Origin of the sequence: Mesorhizobium sp. M0018 (genome assembly GCF_040323955.1) — a bacterium.
Lineage (GTDB): Bacteria > Pseudomonadota > Alphaproteobacteria > Rhizobiales > Rhizobiaceae > Mesorhizobium.
Genome location: NZ_JAMYVL010000041.1, coordinates 1 through 24,535, shown reverse-complemented (window position 1 = coordinate 24,535; position 24,535 = coordinate 1). Strand labels below are relative to the sequence as shown.

Genomic DNA, 24,535 nt, shown 5'->3' with positions numbered 1-24,535 from the left:
TCGGCCTGCTTGTCCTGACCGTATTCGATGCTGTCGTCATGGTGCTGATCTGGCATGAATGGAAGGTCGTGCGGCAGCACAAGCCGGCATGACAGCGAAGTTTGCACGTCAGCCGCTCCGATTTTCAATCCACCTCACTGGGCGACGCCTTGTCCTGCCAGCTCGTCGATAATCGGGCAATCCGGCCGCTCGTCGCCGTGGCAGTGACTGACCAATTGGTGAAGCAAGCCGCGCAATCCGACCAGTTCGGCGATCTTCCTGTCGACCTCGACCAGCTTGGCTTTCGCGATCGCCTTCACGTCGGCGCTGTCACGTTCCCTGTCCTGGTACAGCGACAGCAGCTGGCGGCATTCGTCGACCGAAAACCCCAGGCTTCGCGAGCGCTGCAGGAAGCGCAGCCGGTGAATATCGGCCGTCGAGTAATCACGATAGCCATTGTCCGTCCGGGCCGGGTGCAAGAGCCCGATATCCTCGTAGTAACGGATCGTCTTGGCCGGCAAGCCGGATTTTTCGGATGCGACGCCGATGTTCATGGCGGAAATCTCCTTTGTCGGAGGAAATAGACCTTCCAGTAGATGGAAGGTCAACATGATGTGGCGATTTTGGATGCCTGACGCAACCGCCCGCCCGCTCCAACCGTTTGCCTGCCAGTACATACTGAACCTTCGGGAAGAAATCGGTCCTCGGAAACGTTTTTACCGAACAGTGCTCAAAACCCGGTGTTCGACACCGGGTGCCGATGAGCAAAGACCCTCCGGCGCTGGCTCGACGCAACACCGTGCAGACGCCGAGGAGACAGAACATGCCCGTCAAGGCCTATATCAACCGGATCGCGACAGCGGCACCGGAGCACGAGGTTCATGAATTCTACCTGCGTTTCGCGGCCTCCATGCTCGCGGCCGATCGCCGGAGGATCTTCGAACGCATGGCCGATCTTGCCGGCATCGAGCACCGCTATTCCTGCTTTGCGCCGGCGTCCGACCCCGAGGGACCGTCCGCCGACCTGGCCGGAACCTTCATCCGGGGCGCGTTTCCCGGAACGGCGGCGAGAATGGCGATGTTCGACGATGCCGCACCTGTTCTGGCGCAAAAGGGCATCGACGGATTGCAGCTTGGCGACGACGCTTCCCGCATCACCCATCTGATCGTCACCACCTGCACCGGCTTTTCGGCGCCGGGCATCGATCTCGAGCTGGTTGCGCGTTGCGGGCTGCCGAACGGGATCGAACGCACGATGATCGGGTTCATGGGTTGCTATGCGGCGATCAACGGCCTCAAGCTGGCCCGCCACATCGTCCGCTCCGACCCGCAGTCCAAGGTCCTGCTGGTCAATATCGAGCTCTGCACGATGCATCTGCGACAGACCACCGAACTGGAAAAACTGCTGTCGTTCTGCCTTTGGGGCGACGGCTGCGCGGCTGCGCTCATCACTGCCGAGCCGGCCGGCATCGAGCTCGATAGCTTTCACTGTCTGGTGGCGAGGGAACGGCGGGACCTGATGCGCTGGAACATTCGCGACCACGGCTTCGAAATGGTTCTTTCCGGCCAGGTGCCGGCAGCGATTCATGAAGCGTTGCGGAACAGCCAGGCCGCCATCCTCGGAGGCCGATCGGCGAAAGACATCGACCTTTGGGCCGTGCATCCGGGTGGACGTTCGGTGCTCGACGCCGTCGAAAGGGCCCTGGAACTGGAGCCCACCGCGCTGGAACCATCGCGCGAGGTGTTGCGCCAGTATGGGAACATGTCGTCGGCGACCGTCATGTTCGTGATGAAGGAGATGCTGAAGGCGCCACCCGGCCTGCTCGGTTGCGGCATGTCGTTCGGACCCGGGCTGACGGCCGAAACCATGCTCTTTCGAACGGTGTCATGAGCGGCCTGGAGCACCGGCAGCTTGCGCCGGAAATCCTCGACGGACTTGCGGCCGACGATCCGCGAGCGCTGGCCGCGCGCCGCGACCTTCGGCGCATCAATATGCTGATGTTTCAGGCGCCGATCATGACGTCGTTGCTCAGGAGGTTCGTGCCAACGCCGCCACGCCGCATCCTGGAGATCGGCGCCGGCGATGGCTCCTTCATGCTGGCGGTGGCGCGGCGCGTGGCCAGGCATTGGCCCGGGGTCGAACTGGTGATGCTCGACCGCGTCGGCCTCCTCACCGCGCAATTGCGCGGCGATTTTGACCGGCTGGGATGGAGGGCGGAAGGCGTCACCGCCGATGTCTTCGACTGGGCAGGAAAGATCGAGAGTGCGCGTTTCGACGCCGTCACCGTCAATCTGTTCCTGCATCACCTCGATGATGCACAGCTCGTGCGTCTGTTTTCGCTGATCGGGCCGAAAGCCCCGTTGCTCATTGCGACAGAGCCGCTGCGGGCGAAACTGCCGCTGGCCGCGACCCGTCTTCTGCCGGCAATCGGCGCCAACGACGTCACACGAAACGACGCGGCGCAAAGCGTGCGTGCCGGCTTTCGCGGCAGCGAGCTTTCCGGTCTCTGGCTTGCGGCCAACGGCAAACCGGTCGAGGAACGGCGCGCCGGCCTGTTTTCCCACATTTTCGTCGGCGCCAGCGCCGGCAACGACCCATGACGCGATTGTCGACCCATGACGCGATCATCATAGGCGCCGGCCCGGCGGGCACATCCGTCGCGCTCGCGCTGGCCCGGCGCGGATGGGCCGTGGCAATTGTGGAAAAGACCGCATTTCCGCGCCGCAAGGTCTGCGGCGAATACATCTCGGCAAGCAATCTTGCGCTTCTCGACCGGCTCGAGATCGGCGATGCCTGGCGTGCCAATGCCGGCCCCGAAATCCGCCGCGTCGGTTTGTTTTCCGGGGAGACCTGCGTCGAGGCGGCAATGCCACGTGCAGGAGCTGGGCCTCGTGGGAAAGACAGCTTCGGCCGGGCGCTCGGCCGGGACATTCTCGACTCTCTGCTTTTGCAAGCGGCGCGATCGGCGGGTGTCGAAATCTTTCAACCTTGCCGCGCCGTCGCCATCGAGCCGGACGGTGAGATGCGAAGGGTGCGAATTCAGGCCGGGGATGAAGCGGCGATATTGCGAGCGCCGGTGATTGTCGCCGCACACGGCTCGTGGGAACCGGGACCATTGCCCAGCCAGCTCGCAAAGGCCAATCGCCCGTCGGACCTGCTCGGCTTCAAGGCGCATTTCACCGGGTCGTCCCTGCCGCCGGATTTGATGCCTCTGCTGGCCTTCCCCGGCGGCTATGGCGGCATGGTTTCGGCGGATCATGGCCGGTTGTCGATCTCGTGCTGCATCCGGCGCGATATGCTCGCGCGGCTGCGTAAACAATATGGCCCCAAACAACGGAGCCACGTGTCGGCCGCCGATGCGGTCTCGCGCCATCTCGTGGACTCGTGCCGAGGCGTCAGGAACGCCTTGGAACCGGCTCTCCTCGACGGTCCGTGGCTTGCCGCAGGTCCGATCCGGCCGGGAATTCGCTCGTGCTACGAAGAGGACATCTTCCGCGTCGGCAATGCAGCTGGAGAGTCTCATCCTGTCATCGCCGAGGGCATCTCGATGGCGCTTCAGTCCGGCTGGCTGCTGGCTTGCGAACTCGCATCCGCGCCAAGTGGCCGGGCAGGGCGCGAGGCTGCCGCCACACGCTACGGGGCGGCCTGGAAAAGACTGTTCTCGACACGGGTCTACGCCGCCGCGGCCGTTGCCGGAATTGCCCTTCGCCCCGGCAGCGCCACCTTGATGGCAGCGATCGTCCGGAATTTCCCGCAGACACTGACGCTGGGCGCGCAACTGAGCGGCAAGACCAAGCCGGTTCCCGGCTTCGTCTAGGCGACATAGCGGTCCCATGAGCCGTAGTGCTCCTTGCTTCGGCGCCCCCGAGGCAGGCTGAGGCCGATCACAACTAGCCCTGCAACGGCATTGTTCAATGTCGAACCTCTGGTCGCGCCGTCGAGCAGCCAGGGCGCTGCGATCAGCCATAACCCGAACGGCAGGTTGAGGAAACGCAACGGCCGTGCCACCTCGGCCATGGCGCAGACCGCGATCGTGATGATCATGGCGCCCGAGAGGTGATCGCTGTTTGCAATGGCGCCGGCCGTGCCGAAGACCAGCCGCGAGATCATCAGCCAACCGCCGACGATACAGCATGCGACCAGCGTCCATGGAAACGTGACACCGCGAATGGCTGCGGCGGACTGTGCGGCAAGCGCGGCGGAAAAGCCGGGATCGTTCTTGTCCGCCTCGCCGTTCGGCTCCGGCCCGCCTTGGAAAAAGGTGCGCCAGAACGGACGGTCTGCCCGCACGCTGCGCAGCATGTACTGGCCCATGGCGACCACCTCGTCCAGCGTCAGCGGGATCATGACCAGCATGGCCGCCGCCGCGATGAGGCACAGTGTGCAATAGGTGCCGATCATGATCGGCTGGATGATGATGAAGAAGATCGAGACGCCGCCGAGCGGCACCACCAGGATGAAGAAGAAGGTCACCATCCAGGGCATGGTGCGCCAGCGGGTCGCCGTGCCCATCGCGCCCATCAGGGTTTCGATCATATAGGCCACGGCGCCAAGCCCAGCATCAGCGACTGGCCAGGCTCGAGAAACGTCGGATGTGATGATGAATTCCGTGCCGTTCCTGCCGTCTCCGCCGGGGAAGAACGGCTCCCAGACAGCACCCACATGGCCGAGCTGGTAGGCAGTGAGATAGCGGGCGATAAGGAAACCGAAGAAACCGAGCGCGATGATCGGCAGGCGCTGCAGCCAGGATGACGGCGAGTAGGTCCAGCCGGGCGGAACGGTGCTCTCGTCCATCATCCCTTCGTGGCTCATGCCCGGCATCATCGGGACGAGCACCGAGAAAGTGATGGCCAGCGCGCCGACGATCGTGTCGTTCATGGTGGCGGCGGCGCTCGGCGTCCAGAAGAACAGCGGCGCGAACAGCAGCCATAGGCCGGCGATCGTCGTGCCCCATTGCGCCCAGGAAAAACGCGGCGACAGTGCGAGCCCGCCAAACAGCATCAGCAGCAAGCCCGAGACAATGTCGCTCCAGCCGGTGAGCGCGTTGCGCAGCACCGGTTCCCACAGTCCACGCTCTTGCGTGACGTCACGCACAGTGCCAGCCGCCGCCGGATCGAACAGCGCGAACTGAAGCGGGCTGGTGAGGAGCCACACGCCAAGCGTGATGACCAGGAAATGAGCCCAGAGCATCTGCTTGCCCATCCCCGCCATCTCGGCCATGTGTCCGGGTTTCATCTTGTCGTGTTTGGCCTCGAACGCCTTGTCTTTCTCTCGCGCTTTTGTTCCGCTGCCGGCCACCTTGGCGGCGTTGAGCTTGTTGGCCCGATACCAGCCGGCGGGATCTGCCTTGAGCGCGTCGACGATCCGCGGCAACGTCTCGCGCAGGGAATGCCGGGGCTGCCAGCCGAGGACATTGCGGACACGGCTGATATCGATCGCGTAGTGGTCGTCGGCGATATCGACCATCCAGGGACGAACGAAGGATTCTTCGCCCAGCACGTCCTGTTGGACCCAGGCACCCGTCTTGGCGAGCGCCTTCGGCACCTCCCGTGTCTCCCAGTTCTCGCCACGGATCAACCGACCAATCTCGGCTTGAAGTTCGCCGTAGCCCATGACCTCAGGCTCGCCGAGAAGCAGCGCCAGCTCCCTGGGAAGTTTCTTGCGCCGATCTATAAGGCGCGCCACCGCCTCGATGAGGTCTTCCAGATGCAGGAACGACTGCCCGGTGCGCAGGTCACCCGGATATACATGCCCGGTCGGATCCTCTTCGTAGATACGCGCAATCTGATTGGCGAGGAATGCGTTACGGCCAAGATCATCATAGACGCCGGCCGGCCTGGCATAGACGACAGGGATCGCCCCGTGCTGCTCATGGATCAGGCGCTCGGTCTCGATCTTCGAGGTGCGGTAGGGTAGGTTCGATTCGAGCGGCCAATCCTCATCGATGATGTCGCCTGGTCGGCCAGCCTTGTGCGCCAGCATCGAACTCATGAAGACAAACTGCTCGACCTCAAATTGTTTCAGGGCGCGCAGGAGCTTCTCGGTGCCGCCAACCGTAATCTTTTCGTAGAGCGGGTTCCGTTCGCCTGTGAGATCGAAATAGGCCGCAAGATGGATCACCGAGGCGAGGCGGGCGCCATAGGCCGTCCGCACGCGCGCCAAGCCGGCTGCCACGGCGTCCTCCGATGTCAGGTCGATGCAGACGCACTCCGCGGCCGGCGGCGGCTGACGCGTCGCCGCCCGGTCGAGGCCGACGAGAGCAAACCGGTCGGCGAAGCTGTTGACCAGAGCCGAGCCGATGAAGCCGGTGCTGCCGGTAACAATAACCGTGTCTTTGCGCTTCGCCATCCAGACCTCATAGCCGGCGATTTGCCACTCCTGAGAGGGCCGAAGGCGACAGACGTTAAGAGCCGGAGGGCCGGACCAGTTCCGACGCCGACCCGATGACGCTGCTGCTTCCGGTGACGCCTACAACTTTCCGTCCTTTTTGCTCTTTTGACCCCGACTGCCTATGCCGTCAGGTTCGCAAATATTTGACCAGCGCCGCGATCGCGAGCACGAGGGTGACAAGCACCAGGACCCAAATGAGCGCCATGCCGCCCATCATCCACATTGAACCGTCCATCATCATTACAATCATCCCTCCCGCCGCCGCTGCCACCGGCGATTGCGAGGGGAACTAGTTCGCCATGTACGCCCGTCAAGGCGAACTCGATCAGCCCACGAAGGCGGTGGCTTGCCGGTCAATCAGGGCATGTTCAATGCTATCGACGAACGAGTTCATAGTAGGCTTCGGCCAAAACATGCTGGCCGTGCGGTAACTCGGGAATGGCAGGGCTTTGATCCAGTGCCTCCAGCGCTCGCAGCAAATGCTCCGCGACATCTGATCTGCCTTGCCGATATGCCTCTCTGAACAGGGCCAGTAGCTGCCTTTCGAAATTCATGGTTCGGTCCGCCATTGGACGATCTCCGGAAGTTGGCAATGAGCCTAACCGTTCCAGCCACCGGAAGGTCAAGCGCTCCTTTCAAGAAGCTAGAACAGGTTGAGAGCGCTTGTTGAACCGCATCCGAGGCGTCGCCCGGCTCTACTCTCCACCGCCGCAGCCGTCGGAGAGATCCCAGACGTCGACGACCTGCTTGCCGGTGAAACCGTGCTCGCGGATCAGGAACTTCGCCAGCCCGCCATACACTTTCCAGCGCCAGCATTGACAGCAGCATGGGCCTTTCTCGTTGGAATTGGCCATCGCATAGTCGTAGGCCTGCTGCTCTTCGCCGGAGAGTTTCACATCGTAGTAGGGAATCAATTTTTGGGCGATGCCAGCCGGAATGTCGTATGGATCGACGGGGATCATGGCGATATCGCGATACTTGGTCAGCCCATTCAACTGCTCGATGTAGCGCTTCATTTCCATCGGGCTGCAACATGAGCCCTTGATCCGCGACGTGCTTGGCATGGTTGCGATCGACTCCGTGAATTTGGCCGAACACGTGCTGTTGCCATTTTCGCTGAGGTCTTTGAAGCGACCCGCCATACCGGGGTCCTCCGCAGCGATTGCCAAATCCGGTTCGTTGACAAAGCCGGCAACCATCGCGGCGCCGAAAACACCGCCGAAAACAACCATTCGTCTGTTTGGGGACATTGTCCGGACCATGACTAATTCCTTTCCCGGTCTTCAGCCGATGCGCGTGAATATTGGAAACTGTTCGAGCAGCCAGAACGAGAATGTCGACATCCGTCCGGTGACCATGGCGAGCCCCATGACGACCATGATACCCCCGGCGGCGAACTGCAACATCGAGCCGGTCCGGCGCATCGCCTTCAGCCGCCGCGCCAGACTGTCGGTGAACAGAGCGGCAAGCAAGAAGGGAAGGCCGAGGCCGAGCGAATAGACGGCGAGCAGCGTCACGCCTTCGGCGACGGTGGCCGACGCGGCGCCGACGGTCAGGATGGCGCCGAGGATCGGGCCTATGCACGGGGTCCAGCCGAAGGCGAAGGCGAGGCCGAGAACATAGGCCGACGTCGCCTTGCCACCGGGCATATCGGCATGAAATCTCGCTTCGCGCATCATCCAGGATGGGCGAAGCAGACCGGTGAGGAACAGGCCGAACAGGATGACGATCGCACCGCCGGCCAGGTTGAGCTCGATGCGGTGGCGGAGCAGCAATCGGCCGAGCGCCGTGGCGCTGGCGCCTAGCACGATGAAGACGGTCGAGAACCCGAGCACGAAACAGAGGCTCAAAGCGGCCGCCGACAGGCGCGCCGACCCGTCCATCGGCGTCCTGCCGGCGACATAGGACACATAGCCCGGCACCAGCGGCAGCACGCAAGGAGAGAGAAACGAGACGATGCCGGCCACGAAGGCGGTCAGCACGCCGATGTTGGAGAGTTCGGGCATCGGTCAATTGTTCCCGCTTGCCGGCGTTACTTCTTCAGGGCCCTTGCCTGCCCGATCAATTTCTTCATCGAAGCAAGATCGGTCGCGCCTTGAAAAATCTGGTCGCCGACGACGAAAGTCGGCGTTCCGGCGATTTTCAGCGCCTGAGCCAGTTTCGCATTTTGGTCAATCGCCGCTTGGATGTCCGGATGCTGCATATCGGTCTTCAAGCGAGGGACGTCGAGGCCGACCTCGGCCGCGATCCTGAGAACGATCGTCTCGTTCACCCGGCTCTTGGCGTCATACAGGGCCTTGTGGAACTCCGCATATTTGCCCTGCATCTGAGCCGCGAGCGCTGCCTTGGCCGCAAATACGGAATCAGGGCCGAGGATGGGGAATTCCTTGTAGACGATGCGCAACTGCGGGTCGTTGGCCGCGGCTTGCGCCATGATCGGCGCCACTTGGCGGCAATAAGGGCAATTATAGTCGAAGAATTCGGCCATGGTGACGTTGCCTTGCGCATTGCCGCCGACGGGGCTTTGCTTGTCGCGGAAAATGTCGTCCGCGCGCGACGCCAGAACCGCCTTTACCTGGGCCGCCTCGGCCTCGCGCTGGCGCTGATCCAGGCTTTGCAGCGCCTGCACCAGGACTTCGGGATGGGCGAGGATATAGTCGTGGATGCGCTGGTCGATTTGGTCCTGGGACATTCCGCCAGCCGCCATCGCCGATCGCCCGGCGCCCTGAAGGCCCGGATTTAGCAGGAACCATCCGGTCACGGCGGCAAGCAGCAGGGCGCGGACAAGCCAGCTCCCATATCGGTTTGCCTGTTTTACGCTGATCGTCATATGCATCTCTCCTTGTTCTCCGTCGAGGCGCCCGGTCGGCATGCCGCCGGCGAAATTGCGCGTCAAAAGAAGTTCTTCAATTTTGCCAGCCAGCCTTCGTCCGGCTCCCCACCCGTTTCCTGTTCATGGTGCGGACGCTCGACGCCGTTGGTGAGCGCGTTGACGAAGGTGACAAGATTGACCGGCGCGAAATCCAGGCCGTGAAAATTGGCGCGCCACCGGCCTTCCTTGTCGATGACATGAGTGACGATGCCGTGCGCCTGAATGCCGTCATCTGTCTTGCTGAATCTGTGGCCGAAGGCTTCCGCCAGCTTGCGGGTCGCGTCCTCCGGCTGATCGGGTGTCGTGGTCAGGAACAACCAATTGACCGGATCGAGCCCGTGCGCCGGCCCGTAGCTGCGCAGCACGTCCGGCGTGTCCCGCGTCGGGTCAGTGGTGATAGTCACGAAGGTGACCTGGTCCTTCATCGGCGTGGCGTTCACCATCGCCTGGATCTCGGCGATCTTCTCGGCGTGGAGCGGGCATACGTCCGTGCACGACGTGTAGACGAAGTGGAGGACGACGACCTTGCCATGCAACTCGGTCGGCCGCACGATACGCCCCTCAGCGGTGCGCAGGGTGAAATCGGGTATCGGCTTATCAATCGGCTGGAAATACTTCTCGTCGCCCTTGAGCATGGCGTCGACTTCATCGAGCGAATGCGCCTGCGCGCCGTGAAAAAGGCCGAGGATCAGCGCCGCCAGTGCGATCAGGCCGCACAGCAAGCGCGTGCCCAAAGTCGGCGAGAGCGCTTGCCGCTCGTTTTGGGTCTGGATAGGCATCAACCGCTGCCTTTCGTGGTGCCGTCCCCATCCGCTTTTGGGGCAGCGTTTTCCGTTTGGCAGGTGCGGCCTGTCATCCGGTTCATGCACAGGCCGAGCGCGCACATGGCCACGCAAGGCAGGACGCTGAGCAGCAGTGGCGCAATGCCCGCGGCGACCAGCCATGTCCAGTTGAAGGCGAGGCCGGCGACGGCAATGACCGTGCCGGCAGCGATTAGTCCGCGCCGGTCACCGAGATAGTGGCGGATGGCGTGAAGAATGCTGCGGCCAAGCGAAGCCTGCGAGGTTTCGGGCGATTCTGTTGTGGTCATGTCTTTTCCTTTCTCAGTTGGCCCCGAAATGGCTGCGGATGAACGCCATCATTTCGGGTGAATCCCATTCGGCTGGGCCGATCAGCCGGCCGATTTCCTTGCCCTCGCGGTCGATCAGCAATGTCATGGGAAGGCCGAGGGCGCCGAGGGTGAACATCGCCTTGCCCGTTGTGTCGATGTTGAGGGCGAGATGCTCGACGCCGATCTCGGCGAAGAACTTTTTCACGATGTCCGGACCGCCGCGATCCATCGACAGCGCGATGACCTCGAAGTCCGGTCCGCCGAGCTTGGCTTGCAACCGGTCGAGCGTCGGCATTTCCTTGCGGCAGGGAGCGCACCATGTCGCCCAGATGTTGAGCAGCAGGACCTTGCCGTGGAAATCCGCAAGCGTTTTCGGTTGACCGTCGGCGTCCTCAAAGCTGATTTCCGGCACGGGGACGGGAGCCTCATGAACGGCGAAGTCCTGCGGCGGCTCGACGGCCGATGCGGGCTGCGCCACCGCGAGCAAGGCGCCGAAGAGCACGAGAGCGAGCATCTTCACGGTTGCCGCTCCTTCGCCTCGGCCCTCAGGCGCTCGACGAGCGGCATGATCGTTTTCTCAAGGGCCTCGTCCGTCACCGCGCCAATGTGCTTGTAGACAATGCGGCCGTCGGCACTCACGACAAAGGTTTCCGGTATGCCGTAGACGCCCCAATCGATGGAGACGCGGCCGTTCAGATCCGCGCCGGTACGCGTATAAGGATCGCCCATCGTGTCGAGCCATTGTGCGGCGTCATCGGGCCTGTCCTTGTAGTTGAGCCCATGCAGCGGCACCGTCTTGCTCGCCGCCAGTTGTATGAACACAGGATGTTCCTCGCGGCAGGCCAAGCACCAGGATGCGAAGACGTTGACCAGCGAAACGTCGCCCCGCAGGTCACCGCTCGACAAACCAAACGTGCGGCCCTGGACCGGCGGCAGGCTGAATTGGGGCACCGGCTTGCCGATCAGCACCGATGGAATGTCGGACGCATTGCGCGTGAGCCCCCAGGCGAGCAACACGGCCAGCCCGACGAAAATCATCACGGGCAGGACGACCAGTAATCGTCGAAGCAAGGCGCGCCGAATGGCTGCCGGTCCCGCATCGGATTGAACGTCACCGCTGGTCATGATGCACCCGGCCGATTGTGGTCCGACGACCCGTCAGCACGTATCTTGCGAGTGCTGCGACGGCGAGCACCAGAACCAGCAGCACGAGGAAACCGGCAACGGACAGGAAGGTCATCGCAAGCCAGGTTCTGGCCGGACAATCGGAAATGTCGGTCAACATCGCGGTGCCTTTCACTCCGTCGCGTAGACGGTCGGCGCCTTGCCGTCCTTGGTGAAAGCATAGATCGTCCAGGTCCCGTCTTTCTCGCCGCCCATGCCGGGCGCGCCCGTCGGCATGCCGGCCAGCGTGATGCCTGTGATTGCTGGCCTTTCGGTCAAAAGCTTCTTGACGATCTCGACCGGCACTAGGCCGTCGACGACATAGCCGTCGACCATCAGCGTATGGCAGCCTTGCAGGTCGGCCGGCACGCCGGCATCGCCGCTAATCTGCGAGAGGTTGTTGACCGGCTTGATCTCGACCTTGAAGCCATTGTGCTCCAAATAGTTAGCATAGGATTCACAGCAGCTGCATTGCGGGTTCTTGTACATCACCGCTTCGATCGTCGCGGCGACGGCCGGAAGGGGCATGGCGATCGCGACGGCGAAGGCCGCAAGCGAGTAGGTCAGTTTCATGGCAGTCTCCTCGGGTTCCAGAAATTCATCGCCGGCCGTCACTGCGTCGCGTAGACGGTCGGCGCCTTGCCGTCCTTGGTGAAGGCGTAGATCTTCCAGGTCTCGGTCTTCTCGCCGCCCATTCCCGGCGAGCCCATCGGCATGCCGGCCATGGCGATGCCGGTGATTTGAGGCTGTTCCGTCAGCATCTTCTTGACCAAGTCGACCGGCACGAAGCCGTCGACCACGTAGTCGCCGATCACCACCGAATGGCAGCCTTGCAATTGCGCGGGAACGCCGAGCCCAGCGCTTATCTGGCTGAGGTCGTTGGTCGGCTTGAGCTCGACCTTGAAGCCGTTCTGTTCGAGATAGGCGGCGTAGGTCTCGCAGCAGCTGCAGCTCGGGTTCTTGTACATCACCGCCTGGATCGTTGCGGCGAATGCAGGCATCGGCATTGCGATTGCGACCGCGAGAGCGGCGATTGAGTAGGGCAGTTTCATTTGCAGTTCTCCTTGGGTGATTGGGTGGCGAAAAAATCAGGTCACGCGGAAGACGGTCATCAGACCCGCCATCTGGTGGTCGGCGACATGGCAGTGCAGCATCCAGTCGCCCGGATTGTCGGCGACGAAGGCGCATTCGATCACATCCTTGGGGGCGAGCAGCACCGTGTCCTGCCATTGGCGGTGCGGCACCGGCGAACCGTTGCGCGAGATGACCGACAGGCTGAAGCCGTGGACATGCATCGGGTGCCACCAGGCGGTTTCGTTGCGCATGGTGAGATGGCAGGTCACACCGCGTTTCAGCGTGAACTGCGGCGCCATGCCGGCATGGCCGTCGCCGGTCATCGACATGCCGTTGATCGCCCAGGCCGCACCGCCGTTCATGCCCATCATCCCCATGCCGATCATGCCGCCGACGCCCTTGAGCTTGCCGCCGCCCATCATGCCGCCCTGCAGGACGATCTCCTGGCGCTCGGCGCCAGCGAGGTCGGGCTGGGGCAGAGGGTTGCGCGGCAGGCCGGCTGGCGTGCCGAGCGGATGGGTTCTCAGCGGCGGCGCTGCGTCATAGGCGAGTGTGGTCAGGGTGTAGGCAAGGCCGTCGTAGAAATCGTCGATCACCGCGTGGCGGCTGCCGGGGTGGCCCTGCATGTCGAGCACGATGTCGATGCGCATGGCGGGCGCCAGCACCAGGCGACCACCCTCCGGTTCATGCGGATCGCAGGGCTGGCCGTCGATGGCGACGACCACCGGACGGTGGCCTTCGAAGCGCAGCGCCATCATGCGGGCAAGCGAGGCATTGGCGAGCCGCAGCCTGACGCGCTCGCCGGCCTTCACGCTCCGATCGCCTGGCCCCGTGCCGTTGACGGTGACGACATTGCCGACGCGGCCCGACATCGACGCATCCATGGCACTGCCGAAGCCGCCGGCGATCTGCCCATCGGCCGCAAGCCGCCAGTCCTGCAGCAGCCAGACAAAGTCGCGGTCGACGGCGACCGGCTCGGCCTCCTCGACGATAAGGGGGCCGGCAAGGCCGCGGCCGATCTGCACCAGGCTGTCGGCATGCGGATGGTACCAGAAGGTGCCGGCGTCCGGCGGTGTGAACTCATAGACGAAACTTTGCCCCGGCCCGATCGGCTTTTGGGTCAGGCCCGGCACGCCGTCCATTGCGTTTGCCAGGCGAATGCCGTGCCAGTGGACGGTCGTATCCTCGTCGAGACCGTTCTCGACAGTGATGCGGACCGGCTGGCCTTGCCGCAGGCGCAGCGTCGGGCCGGGAATTGTGCCGTCATAGGCCCATACCGTGGTTTGCGGGCCACCTGTGTCGATTAACCGGGCATGGGCCGGCGTGACCTTGATACGGCGCTCATCAACTGCGGCTGCCCGCGCCGGGCGCATCGACGTCGAGACGGCGACGCCCGCCGCCGCAAGCAGGAACCCGCGGCGCGACAGGAAAAGACTGGAATTGCTATTCACCCTTACGTTCCTTGCGATCTCGATCGACGGCGAGCGTCGACTGATTGCTTGTCCGCGCCCGTCGCGCATCAACGCGAGCGGGCGACCGGACGCCGGACATCAGCCGTGGGACGGCTGAAACGGCGTCAGACGAGAGCGCTGGGTCTGGGAGGGTATGGGTCGGGCAGGGAACTTCGTCCGTGCAGGAACGGCACCGGCAGCGGCGATATTTGCGACGGCAGCGGGGTTGCCGTCATCTCGAGCTTCTGCGGCAGCAACGCAAGCGCCGGGGCAATGCAGGTCGGCGGGCAGTATATCCCCTTGCCGTCATCGCCGGCACCCTTGAGGCATCCCTTGCAGTCACCCTTCATGGCGGCATCGGCCATCTTGTCCATGCCGGGCCCCGCGGGCATGCTCATGCCATCGCCGGCAGCCATGCCGGCCGTCATCGTTGCCGACATGATGCTGGCCTGTGCACCGGACAGGCTGAGCCCCACGGTCAGGAAGACCGCGAGCAGCGTGACAAGCATATGTTTTGGCGACAGCCGAGCCAACATCTGCTCAGGCTGACCGCAAAGTACGGTTTTTGCAAGTGCCAATGCTGTGACATAGCGACCAAGGGGAGCCAATCAGTGCCGGGCATGCTCGCATTTATCGTGATCCGCCAGCACCTCGATGACACGGCATTCGCAGACTTTTCCGTGCCGGCAGCCTTCGACCATATGCTCCAGCTCGGCTTTCAACGCTGTAAGGCTGCGTATCCGCTGAACCACGTCGGCCAGACGCGCCTGGGCAATGGCGTCGGCGGTCGCACAAGGCTGGCTGGGATTATCCTGCAGCGTCAGCAGCGCCCTGATGGCTTCGATCCCGAACCCCAACTCGCGCGCGTGCCTGATGAAGGCGAGCCGGCGCAAGTCTGCCGCTTCATACTGCCGGCGATTGGCTTCGCTGCGGGCAGCGGCAGGAAGCAACTCGATCTGCTCATAGTAGCGGATGGTTGGAACCTTCACGCCGCTGTGTCGGGCCGCTTCACCGATGGTCATACCTGTTGACATTTCGCTTGCTCCTCTAGTCGCTAGAGGATGTAGCGTCGCGCTCGAAGATACAAGAGGTTCACCATGGCTGCAGCCAAACAACAGACCCGCTACCGCGTGGAAGGCATGGATTGCGCCGGTTGCGCCAGCAAAATCGATACGGCTGTGCGGCGGATGCCTGGTGTTCAGGACATCAGCGTATCCGTTTCGGCGGGCACACTGATGGTCACTCATACTCCCGAAAGCAATCTCGGCGCGATCGAGAGGAAGGTCACCGCCCTCGGCTACGCCGTCGCTCCGCTGACCTCCAAGTCTGGGACGCCGGCGTCCGATCAATCCGCCGACAACCATGCCGACGGAAGGCGCAATCACGACGAGAACGTAGCGGGGTTACATGACAACGATGATGCGCCGGCGTCGGAGCTATGGTGGGACAGCGCCAAGGGCCGCCTGGCCATCGCCAGCGGGGTCGCCTTGGCCGTGGCTTTCGCGATTGATTACGCCTGGCCCGCGACCGGCCCGTGGGCCTTCATCGCCGCAATGCTGCTCGGCCTGGCTCCGATCGCGCGCCGAGCGGCCATGGCCGCAGCGGCAGGCATTCCGTTCACAATCGAAATGCTGATGACTGTGGCGGCGGCCGGGGCCGTCATCATCGGTGCCGGCGAGGAAGCGGCGACGGTGGTCTTCTTGTTCCTGATCGGCGAGTTGCTCGAAGGGGTTGCGGCCGGCAACGCACGGTCCAGTATTCAAGCGCTCACGACCCTCGTTCCCAAAACCGCGTTCGTCGAGAAAGACGGCCAGACCCGCGAGGTGCCGGCAGAAAGCCTGGCTGTGGGCGCCATCCTCCTCGTGCGGCCGGGCGACCGGATTCCGGCTGACGGCGAGATCACCGAAGGCGGGAGCGCCATCGATGAATCACCCGTCTCCGGTGAAAGCGTGCCGGTGCGCAAGGACGTCGGCGACACGGTCTTTGCCGGCACTATCAACGGCGACGGCGTGCTGCGCGTCAAGGTGACGGCGACCGCCGCAGACAACACGATTGCACGCGTGATCAAGCTGGTCGAGGAGGCGCAGGAAAACAAGGCGCCGACAGAGCGCTTCATCGATCGCTTTTCGCGCTGGTACATGCCCGGCGTTGTCGCCGTCGCGGCGCTCGTGGCCGCCACACCGCCGCTGCTCTTGGGCGGCGATTGGAACGAATGGATATACAAGGGGCTGGCGCTGCTGCTCATCGGCTGCCCGTGCGCGCTGGTCATTTCAGTTCCGGCGGCGATCGCGGCGTCGCTTTCGGCGGGAGCCCGGCGCGGCCTGCTGATGAAAGGTGGGGCCGTGCTGGAAGGGCTCGCGACCATCAACGCCGTGGCGCTCGACAAGACCGGCACGCTGACGCTCGGCAAGCCACAAGTCACCGATGTCGTTGCAGTGGGTGCCAGTGAACGCGACATCCTTTCGCTCGCGGCAGCGCTTGAGATCGGCTCGAGCCATCCCCTCGCTTTGGCCATCCTCCAAAGGGCCAAAGCCGGCAACGTTCCCGTGCCGCCTGCCGCCGAAGCCAAAGCGATCGGCGGTAAAGGGGTTATCGGTCGTGTCGGCGGCAAGGACCTGTTTCTGGGATCGCCAGTCGCGGCGGGCGAGATAAACCTGCTGCCAGCAGACCAGGCGGCACGCATCGTGGCATTGAACGATGAAGGCAAGTCAGTGGCGGTGCTGCTTGTAGACAACGCGCTGGCCGGCTTCATTGCCATGCGCGACGAACCCCGGCCGGATGCTTTCGCCGGTCTAAAGGCGCTGACCAATGCAGGCATCAGGACAGTCATACTAACCGGCGACAATAAGCGCACGGCGGCTGCCATCGGCAAACAGCTCGGCATCGAGGTGCGCGCCGAACTGCTCCCTGAGGACAAGCAGCGCATCCTCGGCGAGTTGAAGGGGCAGGGGCTTAGGGTAGCCAAGGTCGGCGACGGCATCAACGATGCGCCGGCACTTGCCGCGGCCGATGTCGGCATTGCCATGGGCGGCGGCACCGATGTGGCTCTTGAAACGGCTGACGCAGCGGTGCTGCATGGACGCGTCGGCGACGTTGCGGCCATGATCAGGCTGTCCCAAGCAACCATGGCCAACATCAAGCAGAACGTCACCATTGCGTTGGGCCTGAAGGCAGTGTTCCTGGTGACGACGATCGCCGGCATCACCGGCCTCTGGCCCGCCATTCTCGCGGACACCGGGGCGACGGTGTTGGTGACGGCCAATGCCATGCGGCTGTTGCGTTGGAAGAGCAGCTGGTAAGAGCGACAACGGCATCGTGTTAGGACAGACCATGCAGCAAGCCATTGCGTCGGACGGCCTTCGCCGGGTGGTGCTTGTCGTCGCACTGCTGAACCTGGGTTATTTCGGCATTGAATTCGCTGTCGCGCTGGCGATCGGCTCGGTGTCGCTGTTCGCCGACAGCGTCGATTTTCTGGAAGATGCCTCGGTCAATCTCCTCATACTGCTCGCCATGGGATGGTCGCTGCGTGCCCGCTCGCGGGTCGGCATGGCGCTGGCGCTTATCCTGCTGGTGCCGGGCCTGGCGACGCTGTGGACCGCGTGGGAAAAGTTCAACATGCCGGTGCCGCCGCAGCCAACGGCGCTGACGCTGGCGGGATTAGGCGCTCTGGCGGTCAATCTGTCGTGCGCCTACATGCTGGCGCGCTACCGCCATCACAGCGGCAGTCTTACCAGGGCGGCATTCCTCTCGGCCCGCAACGATGCGGTCGCCAATATTGCGATCATACTGGCCGGATTGGTGACGGCCTTCCTGTGGCGCTCGGCGTGGCCGGATTTGATCGTCGGCCTGGGAATCGCGGCACTGAATGCAGATGCGGCGCGCGAGGTCTGGGAGGCAGCTCGGGAAGAGCACCGGGCCGTTTCGTGAACTCCAAAACGCTCAGCGCGCTGCCGCATTGCCAATCCGCCAATGCAGCAGTCAGCCAGAAACTTGCGCGATCTCTAATATAATATCACCCTTTCAAAGCGGTCGGAGGGAGAACCGCTCATAAGTAAAAATCGGGAGGAAAAACCACGAACAGCATGAGCCTCACCACACTTGGACGAAGTCGACCGGGTCGAAGCGGTGAAGCGATGAACCGCTCAAGGCCACGCACGTCATCAAAAGGCCCGCGTCTCCGAAGCGGACGCGGGCCGATTTCGTCGGTATACGCTAGGCAGGTATCAAGACAGCGATGCGGTGGATGCCGACCACCTTGCTGGTGTTGGCTGCCTCGTCGGTCTTGCCCTTGGAGCAGGTGTACACGTCACCTTCCTTGAGCTTGAATTCCTTGTCCGCCTTCTTGATCGTGAATTCACCGGCAGCAATGGTGCAGACCATGTCGTTGTCCATCACCATTTGAGGGGCGGCTGCTCCGGGCTGAAAGACTATATCGACAATTGAGATGCTCTTGTAGGCGGGGATATCGGAATTGCCGGTGCCGACCTCGACCAATCTGACGCCGGGTGCAATCTCCTTGCCTTCCTTCGGGCCGTATTTCTTCACCTTTGCCGCCGCCGCCAGCGTGAACAAAGGCGTTACCGCTGCCGCCGTCACGCCGAGCGCAATCGCGGACCTGCGATTCATGGTTTTCATCGCGTCCTCCCATTTAATGTTTGGCCACGCACCAATGCGCATGACCACAATACATTAGCACACATGCAGATAATTGCAGCACGGCGTTTCGGAGCTTACGGAAGCGAACCGCCTCCCGGTCGAATGCGACCGAACAGCAAACAATTCCATGCTATGCTGGCGAGCCATCAAACGGGCGACGGGGGATAGCAATGTTGGAAACGGACAAGGTATTCGCTGGCTCAATTCCGGAAAACTACGACCGCTATATGGTGCCGTTGATTTTCGAGCCGTTCGCCGCAGATCTTGCGCGACGAGCAGCGTCCTTGTCGCCAAGCGCCGTTCTGGAAACCGCCGCGGGCACCGGGGTTGTCACCCGCGCATTGGCGCCAAAACTGTCGCCCGGTGCAAGCTATGTCGTAACCGACCTCAACCAGCCGATGCTCGACTACGCCGCTTCGCGGCAAGCTCCCGACGATCGCATCAATTGGCGTCAGGCTGATGCTCTGGCGCTACCGTTCGAAAATGCGGCCTTCGATCTCGTTTGTTGTCAGTTCGGTGCGATGTTCTTTCCCAACCGCTCATCTGCCTACCGCGAAGCCCGGCGAGTCCTGAAGCCCGGAGGACATTTTCTATTCAGCGTATGGGATCGCATCGAAGAGAATGTATTTGCGGACGATGTGACGAATGCCCTGGCGAGGATTTTTCCGAACGATCCGCCGCGCTTTCTGGCACGCACGCCGCATGGCTACCACGATACGGCACTGATCCGTAGCGAGCTGGAGGACGCAGGTTTTTCCGGTGTGGTGATCGAGACGAGAGCCGAACAAAGCCGTGCCTCCTCGCCGCGCGTTCCGGCCGTTGCTTATTGCCAGGGCACTCTCCTTCGCAATGAAATCGAGGCCAGAGAGGCGGGAAAACTGGACGCTGCAACCGACTACGCCGCAGCCGCGATTGCAGACAGGCATGGCAGCGGCGAGGTTGCTGCCAAAATCCAGGCTCACATAGTCATGGCTGTGGTCTGAACGGTTCATCGTTTCACGGAAACGCTCTGTCTTTTGTTTTGACGCAATTCCGGACGGAAAACCGTTTCAAACTTTCCTGAAATTGCTCGAGGTATTGGATATCCCGTTCCAGCACCTGCGACGTTCAGCTGCCATGCAGCACACGTCTTGCCGCTATTCCGAATTCCCAGACGATGACCGTTCATTCGCCCAAGTGGCAGGTCGACAAGTGGCAGGTTGACGATCGCCGGGGCTTGATGGCGGCGGCGGCCGGCCGCGCGATTCTGGTCGGCGCGGCTTCACTTTCGCAGCCATGGCCGACTCCGCCCAGCAAGGTCTAGTCATTTCGCTTTCTTGACTCGGCCGACAAAAACGGGCAGCAAAGTCATCATTGGAGGGCAGTTTTGCCAACTATGCAGGTTTTGGAGGGCGTTTTTCGGTGTGACCGTCGCCCAATCGGCGGTCGGTAGAGGGATTGGTTAACCAACTTTGTCCATCTTTTGAATCAATCGGCAACAGACGCAAAGCGTGCTGGGGGCACCAGGCGAACTGTGAATGTCACGGCTGCGAAATCCGCTAGCCGGCATCGGCCGATTGAGAGTGGTTGAATGGCGTTTGTAAGTGCGAAAACCCGGGGTGACAGTCCTGCAACTGGATTGACTTCGATGAGGCCCGGCCTGCGCTGGGTCGCGGTTCCGGCCGTCGGTGCAGCCATTGCTTTATGGTCGGTGGCGACTTTGGCCGGCCTTTATTCAGTGGGAACCTCGCTCAGCGCCGCTTCCAACGGTCTCCCGCAAAGCCTGCTCGCGCCGCGCACCATCGCGCTCGCCGATCCTCGCCGCAGCCTTGCAAAGGCGCAGGCCCCGACATGGGCCGCAGCAAACGCGGCGCTCTCGGCCAAGCTGCTGCAGCACGGATGCGATGCCAACTGCCTGCGGTCGGCGTCGAACTTCGTCCACCAGGGAAAATCGGCCCGCCTCAAGCGCAATACCGTGCCGCTTGTCGCTGATGCGTCGCGGCAATCGAGCTTCGACGACGTGGTCGCCAAGGCCGCGCTGTCGCCGCAAAAGCTTGCCGCCGCCTTTGCCCGTGCCGGCTCACCCGTCATGCTCGCAAGCCTGCCGGCCGACGCCCGGTTCGCCGAGCCGGTACGCATACCCGACCCGAACGGCCCGGCGTCGGTGCGCTTCGGGCCGGAGGTGGCGGAGATCGAACGCTCGTCGCGCCTGGCGCTGGCGCTGGCGAATACATTGCCGGAGCAGATGATCGACGTGCTCCCGGCAGCCGTCGCGGCAAGCGAGCCCGCGGCTTCGCAAGAGACGCAAGAGCCTGAGGTCCAACTGGCCTCGCTGCCGCCGCAGGACGACATGCCCGACAGCGTTCCGCTGCCGACGCTGCGTCCGCAGGCGGACATCGATAAGCTGGCCGAGGCGCCGCGGGCTCAAGCGTCAAGAGATCAGGCGCCAAAAGACCAGGCGCGAAAAGATCAGGCGCAAAAGGATCAGGCATCGAAAACGGAGCCGCCCAAGGCGCAGGCCTCCAGGACCGCCAAGGCGAGCAAGGTGCAGACGGCCGACGCTCCGCCGGTCGAGACGCAACCCGGCAGCCTGTCGCCTCGCAATTCGTCACAAGCGGCAGTGCCGGCCGTATCGGGCAAGCCGGGCAAACGTTCGAAGACGCAGGGCGGCGACATGCTGGCCTATGCCAAGCCCGACATGCCTTCCGGCGGACTCGGCGGAGCCTTCAGGAACCTGTTCACCACGCCCAACATGGGTACCGGCGTCGCCGTCTACGACATCTCGGCCAAGACCGTCTATATGCCCGACGGCTCGCGGCTGGAGGCACATTCGGGACTGGGCGCGATGGTCGACCAGCCACGCTACGTCCACAAGAAGAATGTCGGCCCGACGCCGCCGGACACCTACAATCTGACGATGCGCGAATCGCGCTTCCACGGTGTCGAGGCGATCCGTCTGACGCCGGCCAGCGGCAGCAACAAATATGGCCGTGACGGCCTGCTCGCCCACACCTACATGCTGCGCGGCGGCCGCGCCGAATCGAATGGCTGCGTCGTCTTCAAGGACTATGCCCGCTTCCTCGCCGCCTACAAGAAAGGCAAGATCAAGCGCCTGGTCGTCGTGCCGCGGCTGTCGAAGCCGCTGACACGCGTCGCCCAAGAGGGGCGAGGGGCTTAGGTCGCTCGCGGCAGTCCTTCATGGCTTCGTCATCCCAGGGTCTTCGCGACGTCGCTTCGCGCCTGCTCCGCCCTGGGATGACGAAGCTGGGGAGGTTTGGCCAATCTCGAAGGTTTTCAATCCCGTCCAGGGACAGTATGAGTGGCCGGTGGGCGGCTCCGGCTTCAAACAATCACGAGGACATCATGACAATACGCGCTGTCGCCTGGGGCGAGAATATTCATGAGCGGACCAACGAAGTGGTCGCGGGCATCTATCCCGAGGGCATGCATGCGACGATCGCCAATGCACTGAAGCTCGACCCGGAAATATCAGTGTCGTGGGCGACGCTGGAGCAGCCGGAGCATGGGCTGCCGGCCGACCGTCTGGCCGAGACCGACGTGTTGCTGTGGTGGGGACACAAGGACCATGGCGCCGTCGCCGACGAAGTGGTCGAGCGCGTGGCGCGCCGCGTCTGGGAAGGCATGGGGCTGATCGTTCTCCATTCCGGCCATTTCTCGAAGGTATTCAAGAAGCTGATGGGCACTCCCTGCACGCTGAAATGGCGCGAGGCGGGCGAGCGCGAACGGCTCTGGGTGACCAGCCCTAACCACCCGATCGCTGCCGGGATCGGCGAGTATTTCGAGCTCGAGAACGAGGAGATGTATGGCGAGCAGTTCGCCGTGCCGGAGCCGCTGGAGACCGTGTTCATCTCCTGGTTCCAGGGCGGCGAAGTGTTCCGGTCGGGGCTGACCTATCGCCGCGGCGCCGGTAATATCTTCTATTTCAGGCCCGGCCACGAGACCTATCCGACCTATCACGACGCCAACGTCCAGAAGGTGCTGCGCAATGCGGTGAAATGGGCGTACAACCCGCAAGGCTCCAATCCGGCCATCCTCGATGCGCCGAACGTGCCGGTGGAAAAGGCGCTCGAGCCGATCGTCGAGCGCGGCGGAAAACTTCATTCCGCGGGCGAAGCCGGCTTCCGCTAGACGACAAATCCATGATCGAACAAGAAGATAAAGCCCTGTCCTAAGGATAAGAATCATGCGTCTGTTGATACTCGGCACCGGCTGGATGGCGGAGGAGCATGCCAGGCAGTTCGGCAAGATCGAGGGCGTCGAACTGATCGGCGCCGTCGATCTCGACCGTACGCGTGTCGACAAGTTTTCGGACATCTACGGTATCCCCAACCGCTTCGCGTCGCTGGACGAGGCGCTGGCATGGGGCAAGTTCGACGCGGTGGCGAACGTGACGCCCGATCGCATCCACCATCCGACCACCATGATGCTGATCGCGGCGGGCAAGCCGGTGCTGTGCGAAAAGCCGCTCGCCGAAAATTACCAGAGGGCCAGTGAAATGGCCGATGCGGCCGAGCGGGCCGGCATCATCAACATGGTCAACCTGACCTATCGCAATGTCGCGCCGCTGCAGAGAGCGCGCGCCATGGTGCTGGCAGGCGAGATCGGCACGGTCAGGCATGTCGAGGCGTCCTATCTGCAGAGCTGGCTGATATCCAAGTTCTGGGGCGACTGGCGCACCGATCCGAAATGGCTGTGGCGGCTGTCGCGCGGCCACGGCTCCAATGGCGTGCTGGGCGACGTCGGCATCCACATCCTCGATTTCGCCAGCTATGGCGCGGTGCTCGACATCGACCATGTGTTCTGCCGCCTGCGGTCCTTCGACAAGGCGCCTGGCAACCGGATCGGGGAGTACGAGCTCGACGCCAATGACAGTTTCACCATGGCGCTCGATTTCAGCAATGGCGCTTTCGGCGTCGTCCATGCCAGCCGCTGGGCGACGGGCCATCTCAACGAGCTCCGACTGCGCATCTACGGCGACAAGGGTGGCATCGAAGTCGTGCACAATCTGACCGGCTCGGAGCTGAAAGCCTGCATCGGCGAGGATGTCGAGAACGCCAAATGGCAAGTTCTGGACGCCGGAACGGTGCAGACCAACTACCAGCGCTTCGTCGATGCGGTGCGCAGCGGCGTCCAGGCCGAACCGTCGTTCCGGCATGCTGCCGAATTGCAGAAGGTCCTCGATCTCGCCGTCGTCTCGGATGAGAAGCGGGCCGAATTGAGCACCGATACGCAGTGATATCGTTCAGGGAATCTTGAGAGGAGCCAGCCATGGTCACGCGGCGCGCCGAATGTTCCTGCGCTCAGCTGTCAGCCACCTGCTCGGGCGAGCCGGTACGCGTCTCGTCTGCCATTGCCTGGCCTGCAAGCGACGCACCGGCAGCGCGTTCAGCTTCAACGCGTGGTTTGAGGAAGGTGACGTTGTTGTCCAGGGCCGCTCGGCGGAGTTCACGCGCATTGGCGACGAGGGCGGCCGCGTCATCTACAGCTTCTGCCCGGATTGCGGCACCACCGTCCATTACCGGATCGACACGCAGCCCGGTCTGACCGTCATCCCGGTGGGCGCTTTCGCGGACCCTGCGTTCCCATCGCCCTTCTTGTCCTTCTATCATGAGAGCCGGCGCTGCCAGTGGGTCGAGATCCGCACTGAGCCTCTGGCGACGTTCTGCTGAAGACGCCGGCCACGGCCGGCTGACGTTTCAGGATCAAACCCAATCATTCTGAACGACCGAGTTCGACCGATAGTGTTGAAAAAGTCCGGGTTGCAGCAGTCCTGAAGCACTTCTCTATTCGGCATGTTGAGGTCAAGCGCTTTCGAGCTTGCGGCTTCTCCGGCGTTT

27 protein-coding genes are annotated in these 24,535 nt (G+C 62.9%); 10 read left to right on the top strand and 17 right to left on the bottom strand.

Features of this window, described 5'->3' with window-relative positions; all coding sequences use genetic code 11:
• Window positions 1–134 precede the first annotated feature (134 nt).
• Window positions 135–533, bottom strand: coding sequence for a Cu(I)-responsive transcriptional regulator (gene cueR, locus NKJ81_RS31045; protein ID WP_352473250.1), 399 nt, complete (start codon window positions 531–533; stop codon window positions 135–137).
• A 269-nt stretch (window positions 534–802) separates the two neighbouring features.
• Here cueR and NKJ81_RS31040 point away from each other — a divergent pair, with 269 nt between their 5' ends.
• The 3 genes from NKJ81_RS31040 to NKJ81_RS31030 are packed head-to-tail and all read left to right on the top strand — an operon-like array spanning window position 803 to window position 3,797.
• Entirely contained in the window at window positions 803–1,870 is a 1,068-nt protein-coding gene (locus NKJ81_RS31040) for a type III polyketide synthase (protein ID WP_352542792.1), read from the top strand.
• Complete coding sequence (locus NKJ81_RS31035) at window positions 1,867–2,580, top strand: methyltransferase domain-containing protein (protein WP_352542791.1); 714 nt, start codon at window positions 1,867–1,869, stop codon at window positions 2,578–2,580. Before NKJ81_RS31040 ends, NKJ81_RS31035 begins: the two co-directional genes overlap by 4 nt.
• Window positions 2,577–3,797 (top strand): NAD(P)/FAD-dependent oxidoreductase, encoded by a 1,221-nt coding sequence (locus NKJ81_RS31030; RefSeq protein ID WP_352542790.1) that lies wholly within the window; start codon window positions 2,577–2,579, stop codon window positions 3,795–3,797. Before NKJ81_RS31035 ends, NKJ81_RS31030 begins: the two co-directional genes overlap by 4 nt.
• On the opposite strand, the gene NKJ81_RS31025 is transcribed toward NKJ81_RS31030, so the two are convergent.
• The 15 genes from NKJ81_RS31025 to NKJ81_RS30955 all read right to left on the bottom strand — a co-directional run bounded on the left by NKJ81_RS31025 (window position 3,794) and on the right by NKJ81_RS30955 (window position 15,064).
• Window positions 3,794–6,328 carry an NAD-dependent epimerase/dehydratase family protein gene (locus NKJ81_RS31025; RefSeq protein WP_352542789.1) on the bottom strand — a complete coding sequence of 845 codons (2,535 nt, stop codon included), beginning with the start codon at window positions 6,326–6,328 and terminating at the stop codon, window positions 3,794–3,796. The genes NKJ81_RS31030 and NKJ81_RS31025 overlap by 4 nt on opposite strands.
• Window positions 6,329–6,744: 416 nt before the next feature.
• The gene (locus NKJ81_RS31020; protein ID WP_352473255.1) at window positions 6,745–6,939 is read right to left on the bottom strand and encodes a hypothetical protein; all 195 of its coding nucleotides are present in this window, start codon (window positions 6,937–6,939) and stop codon (window positions 6,745–6,747) included.
• A gap of 126 nt (window positions 6,940–7,065) precedes the next feature.
• Entirely contained in the window at window positions 7,066–7,632 is a 567-nt protein-coding gene (locus tag NKJ81_RS31015) for a hypothetical protein (RefSeq protein ID WP_352473256.1), read from the bottom strand.
• Between the two features lie 21 nt (window positions 7,633–7,653).
• On the bottom strand, window positions 7,654–8,376 hold the full coding sequence (locus NKJ81_RS31010; RefSeq protein WP_352473258.1) for a cytochrome c biogenesis CcdA family protein: 723 nt from the start codon (window positions 8,374–8,376) through the stop codon (window positions 7,654–7,656).
• 26 nt (window positions 8,377–8,402) lie between these two features.
• Window positions 8,403–9,200 carry a DsbA family protein gene (locus NKJ81_RS31005; RefSeq protein WP_352542788.1) on the bottom strand — a complete coding sequence of 266 codons (798 nt, stop codon included), beginning with the start codon at window positions 9,198–9,200 and terminating at the stop codon, window positions 8,403–8,405.
• A 62-nt stretch (window positions 9,201–9,262) separates the two neighbouring features.
• Window positions 9,263–9,964 (bottom strand): SCO family protein, encoded by a 702-nt coding sequence (locus NKJ81_RS31000; protein ID WP_352473261.1) that lies wholly within the window; start codon window positions 9,962–9,964, stop codon window positions 9,263–9,265.
• Between the two features lie 56 nt (window positions 9,965–10,020).
• Window positions 10,021–10,332, bottom strand: a complete 312-nt coding sequence (locus NKJ81_RS30995) for a hypothetical protein (protein ID WP_352542787.1) — start codon at window positions 10,330–10,332, stop codon at window positions 10,021–10,023.
• A gap of 13 nt (window positions 10,333–10,345) precedes the next feature.
• Entirely contained in the window at window positions 10,346–10,867 is a 522-nt protein-coding gene (locus NKJ81_RS30990) for a TlpA disulfide reductase family protein (protein ID WP_352542793.1), read from the bottom strand.
• 2 nt (window positions 10,868–10,869) lie between these two features.
• Window positions 10,870–11,478, bottom strand: coding sequence for a DsbE family thiol:disulfide interchange protein (locus tag NKJ81_RS30985; protein WP_352473263.1), 609 nt, complete (start codon window positions 11,476–11,478; stop codon window positions 10,870–10,872).
• Window positions 11,465–11,638 (bottom strand): hypothetical protein, encoded by a 174-nt coding sequence (locus NKJ81_RS30980; protein ID WP_352473265.1) that lies wholly within the window; start codon window positions 11,636–11,638, stop codon window positions 11,465–11,467. The genes NKJ81_RS30985 and NKJ81_RS30980 overlap by 14 nt, the downstream gene beginning before the upstream one ends.
• Window positions 11,639–11,649: 11 nt before the next feature.
• Window positions 11,650–12,090, bottom strand: coding sequence for a DUF411 domain-containing protein (locus NKJ81_RS30975; protein ID WP_352473266.1), 441 nt, complete (start codon window positions 12,088–12,090; stop codon window positions 11,650–11,652).
• A 38-nt stretch (window positions 12,091–12,128) separates the two neighbouring features.
• Entirely contained in the window at window positions 12,129–12,569 is a 441-nt protein-coding gene (locus tag NKJ81_RS30970) for a DUF411 domain-containing protein (RefSeq protein ID WP_352473267.1), read from the bottom strand.
• 36 nt (window positions 12,570–12,605) lie between these two features.
• Complete coding sequence (locus NKJ81_RS30965) at window positions 12,606–14,042, bottom strand: multicopper oxidase family protein (RefSeq protein ID WP_352542786.1); 1,437 nt, start codon at window positions 14,040–14,042, stop codon at window positions 12,606–12,608.
• A 125-nt stretch (window positions 14,043–14,167) separates the two neighbouring features.
• Window positions 14,168–14,551 (bottom strand): hypothetical protein, encoded by a 384-nt coding sequence (locus tag NKJ81_RS30960; RefSeq protein WP_352542785.1) that lies wholly within the window; start codon window positions 14,549–14,551, stop codon window positions 14,168–14,170.
• Between the two features lie 99 nt (window positions 14,552–14,650).
• The gene (locus NKJ81_RS30955; protein ID WP_502904360.1) at window positions 14,651–15,064 is read right to left on the bottom strand and encodes a MerR family transcriptional regulator; all 414 of its coding nucleotides are present in this window, start codon (window positions 15,062–15,064) and stop codon (window positions 14,651–14,653) included.
• A gap of 75 nt (window positions 15,065–15,139) precedes the next feature.
• Between NKJ81_RS30955 and NKJ81_RS30950 the strand changes: the two genes are divergently transcribed.
• Together NKJ81_RS30950 and NKJ81_RS30945 are read left to right on the top strand one after the other, a co-directional pair.
• Window positions 15,140–17,341: a heavy metal translocating P-type ATPase gene (locus tag NKJ81_RS30950; protein ID WP_352542784.1), complete on the top strand. Its 2,202-nt coding sequence runs from the start codon at window positions 15,140–15,142 to the stop codon at window positions 17,339–17,341.
• Between the two features lie 31 nt (window positions 17,342–17,372).
• Entirely contained in the window at window positions 17,373–17,969 is a 597-nt protein-coding gene (locus NKJ81_RS30945) for a cation efflux transmembrane domain-containing protein (protein ID WP_352452320.1), read from the top strand.
• 285 nt (window positions 17,970–18,254) lie between these two features.
• Here NKJ81_RS30945 and NKJ81_RS30940 read toward each other — a convergent pair whose 3' ends face one another.
• Window positions 18,255–18,677 (bottom strand): hypothetical protein, encoded by a 423-nt coding sequence (locus NKJ81_RS30940; RefSeq protein WP_352473275.1) that lies wholly within the window; start codon window positions 18,675–18,677, stop codon window positions 18,255–18,257.
• A 191-nt stretch (window positions 18,678–18,868) separates the two neighbouring features.
• On the opposite strand from NKJ81_RS30940, the gene NKJ81_RS30935 reads away from it, so the two are divergent.
• The 5 genes from NKJ81_RS30935 (at window position 18,869) to NKJ81_RS30915 (ending at window position 24,367) form a co-directional block, all read left to right on the top strand.
• Window positions 18,869–19,681: a class I SAM-dependent methyltransferase gene (locus NKJ81_RS30935; protein WP_352542783.1), complete on the top strand. Its 813-nt coding sequence runs from the start codon at window positions 18,869–18,871 to the stop codon at window positions 19,679–19,681.
• A 644-nt stretch (window positions 19,682–20,325) separates the two neighbouring features.
• Window positions 20,326–21,855 (top strand): DUF2778 domain-containing protein, encoded by a 1,530-nt coding sequence (locus NKJ81_RS30930; RefSeq protein WP_352542782.1) that lies wholly within the window; start codon window positions 20,326–20,328, stop codon window positions 21,853–21,855.
• 185 nt (window positions 21,856–22,040) lie between these two features.
• Window positions 22,041–22,826 carry a ThuA domain-containing protein gene (locus tag NKJ81_RS30925; protein ID WP_352542781.1) on the top strand — a complete coding sequence of 262 codons (786 nt, stop codon included), beginning with the start codon at window positions 22,041–22,043 and terminating at the stop codon, window positions 22,824–22,826.
• A gap of 55 nt (window positions 22,827–22,881) precedes the next feature.
• Window positions 22,882–23,934 (top strand): Gfo/Idh/MocA family protein, encoded by a 1,053-nt coding sequence (locus tag NKJ81_RS30920; RefSeq protein WP_352542780.1) that lies wholly within the window; start codon window positions 22,882–22,884, stop codon window positions 23,932–23,934.
• A gap of 52 nt (window positions 23,935–23,986) precedes the next feature.
• A complete protein-coding gene (locus tag NKJ81_RS30915) occupies window positions 23,987–24,367 on the top strand; it encodes a GFA family protein (RefSeq protein WP_352542779.1) in 381 nt (126 codons plus the stop codon).
• The last annotated feature ends 168 nt before the right edge of the window (window positions 24,368–24,535 follow it).

Bases quoted from the DNA above. Each gene is read 5' to 3' on its own strand.
- cueR (WP_352473250.1), bottom strand. From the start codon at position 533: ATGAACATCGGCGTCGCATCCGAAAAATCCGGCTTGCCGGCCAAGACG.
- NKJ81_RS30955 (WP_502904360.1), bottom strand. From the start codon at position 15,064: ATGACCATCGGTGAAGCGGCCCGACACAGCGGCGTGAAGGTTCCAACC.
- NKJ81_RS31005 (WP_352542788.1), bottom strand. From the start codon at position 9,200: ATGACGATCAGCGTAAAACAGGCAAACCGATATGGGAGCTGGCTTGTC.
- NKJ81_RS30980 (WP_352473265.1), bottom strand. From the start codon at position 11,638: ATGTTGACCGACATTTCCGATTGTCCGGCCAGAACCTGGCTTGCGATG.
- NKJ81_RS31040 (WP_352542792.1), top strand. From the start codon at position 803: ATGCCCGTCAAGGCCTATATCAACCGGATCGCGACAGCGGCACCGGAG.
- NKJ81_RS30915 (WP_352542779.1), top strand. From the start codon at position 23,987: ATGTTCCTGCGCTCAGCTGTCAGCCACCTGCTCGGGCGAGCCGGTACG.
- NKJ81_RS30985 (WP_352473263.1), bottom strand. From the start codon at position 11,478: ATGACCAGCGGTGACGTTCAATCCGATGCGGGACCGGCAGCCATTCGG.
- NKJ81_RS30990 (WP_352542793.1), bottom strand. From the start codon at position 10,867: ATGCTCGCTCTCGTGCTCTTCGGCGCCTTGCTCGCGGTGGCGCAGCCC.
- NKJ81_RS30945 (WP_352452320.1), top strand. From the start codon at position 17,373: ATGCAGCAAGCCATTGCGTCGGACGGCCTTCGCCGGGTGGTGCTTGTC.
- NKJ81_RS31030 (WP_352542790.1), top strand. From the start codon at position 2,577: ATGACGCGATTGTCGACCCATGACGCGATCATCATAGGCGCCGGCCCG.
- NKJ81_RS30970 (WP_352473267.1), bottom strand. From the start codon at position 12,569: ATGAAACTGCCCTACTCAATCGCCGCTCTCGCGGTCGCAATCGCAATG.
- NKJ81_RS31010 (WP_352473258.1), bottom strand. From the start codon at position 8,376: ATGCCCGAACTCTCCAACATCGGCGTGCTGACCGCCTTCGTGGCCGGC.
- NKJ81_RS31015 (WP_352473256.1), bottom strand. From the start codon at position 7,632: ATGGTCCGGACAATGTCCCCAAACAGACGAATGGTTGTTTTCGGCGGT.
- NKJ81_RS30960 (WP_352542785.1), bottom strand. From the start codon at position 14,551: ATGCTTGTCACGCTGCTCGCGGTCTTCCTGACCGTGGGGCTCAGCCTG.
- NKJ81_RS30975 (WP_352473266.1), bottom strand. From the start codon at position 12,090: ATGAAACTGACCTACTCGCTTGCGGCCTTCGCCGTCGCGATCGCCATG.
- NKJ81_RS31020 (WP_352473255.1), bottom strand. From the start codon at position 6,939: ATGGCGGACCGAACCATGAATTTCGAAAGGCAGCTACTGGCCCTGTTC.
- NKJ81_RS30930 (WP_352542782.1), top strand. From the start codon at position 20,326: ATGAGGCCCGGCCTGCGCTGGGTCGCGGTTCCGGCCGTCGGTGCAGCC.
- NKJ81_RS31035 (WP_352542791.1), top strand. From the start codon at position 1,867: ATGAGCGGCCTGGAGCACCGGCAGCTTGCGCCGGAAATCCTCGACGGA.
- NKJ81_RS30940 (WP_352473275.1), bottom strand. From the start codon at position 18,677: ATGAAAACCATGAATCGCAGGTCCGCGATTGCGCTCGGCGTGACGGCG.
- NKJ81_RS30920 (WP_352542780.1), top strand. From the start codon at position 22,882: ATGCGTCTGTTGATACTCGGCACCGGCTGGATGGCGGAGGAGCATGCC.
- NKJ81_RS30925 (WP_352542781.1), top strand. From the start codon at position 22,041: ATGACAATACGCGCTGTCGCCTGGGGCGAGAATATTCATGAGCGGACC.
- NKJ81_RS30950 (WP_352542784.1), top strand. From the start codon at position 15,140: ATGGCTGCAGCCAAACAACAGACCCGCTACCGCGTGGAAGGCATGGAT.
- NKJ81_RS31025 (WP_352542789.1), bottom strand. From the start codon at position 6,328: ATGGCGAAGCGCAAAGACACGGTTATTGTTACCGGCAGCACCGGCTTC.
- NKJ81_RS30935 (WP_352542783.1), top strand. From the start codon at position 18,869: ATGTTGGAAACGGACAAGGTATTCGCTGGCTCAATTCCGGAAAACTAC.
- NKJ81_RS30995 (WP_352542787.1), bottom strand. From the start codon at position 10,332: ATGACCACAACAGAATCGCCCGAAACCTCGCAGGCTTCGCTTGGCCGC.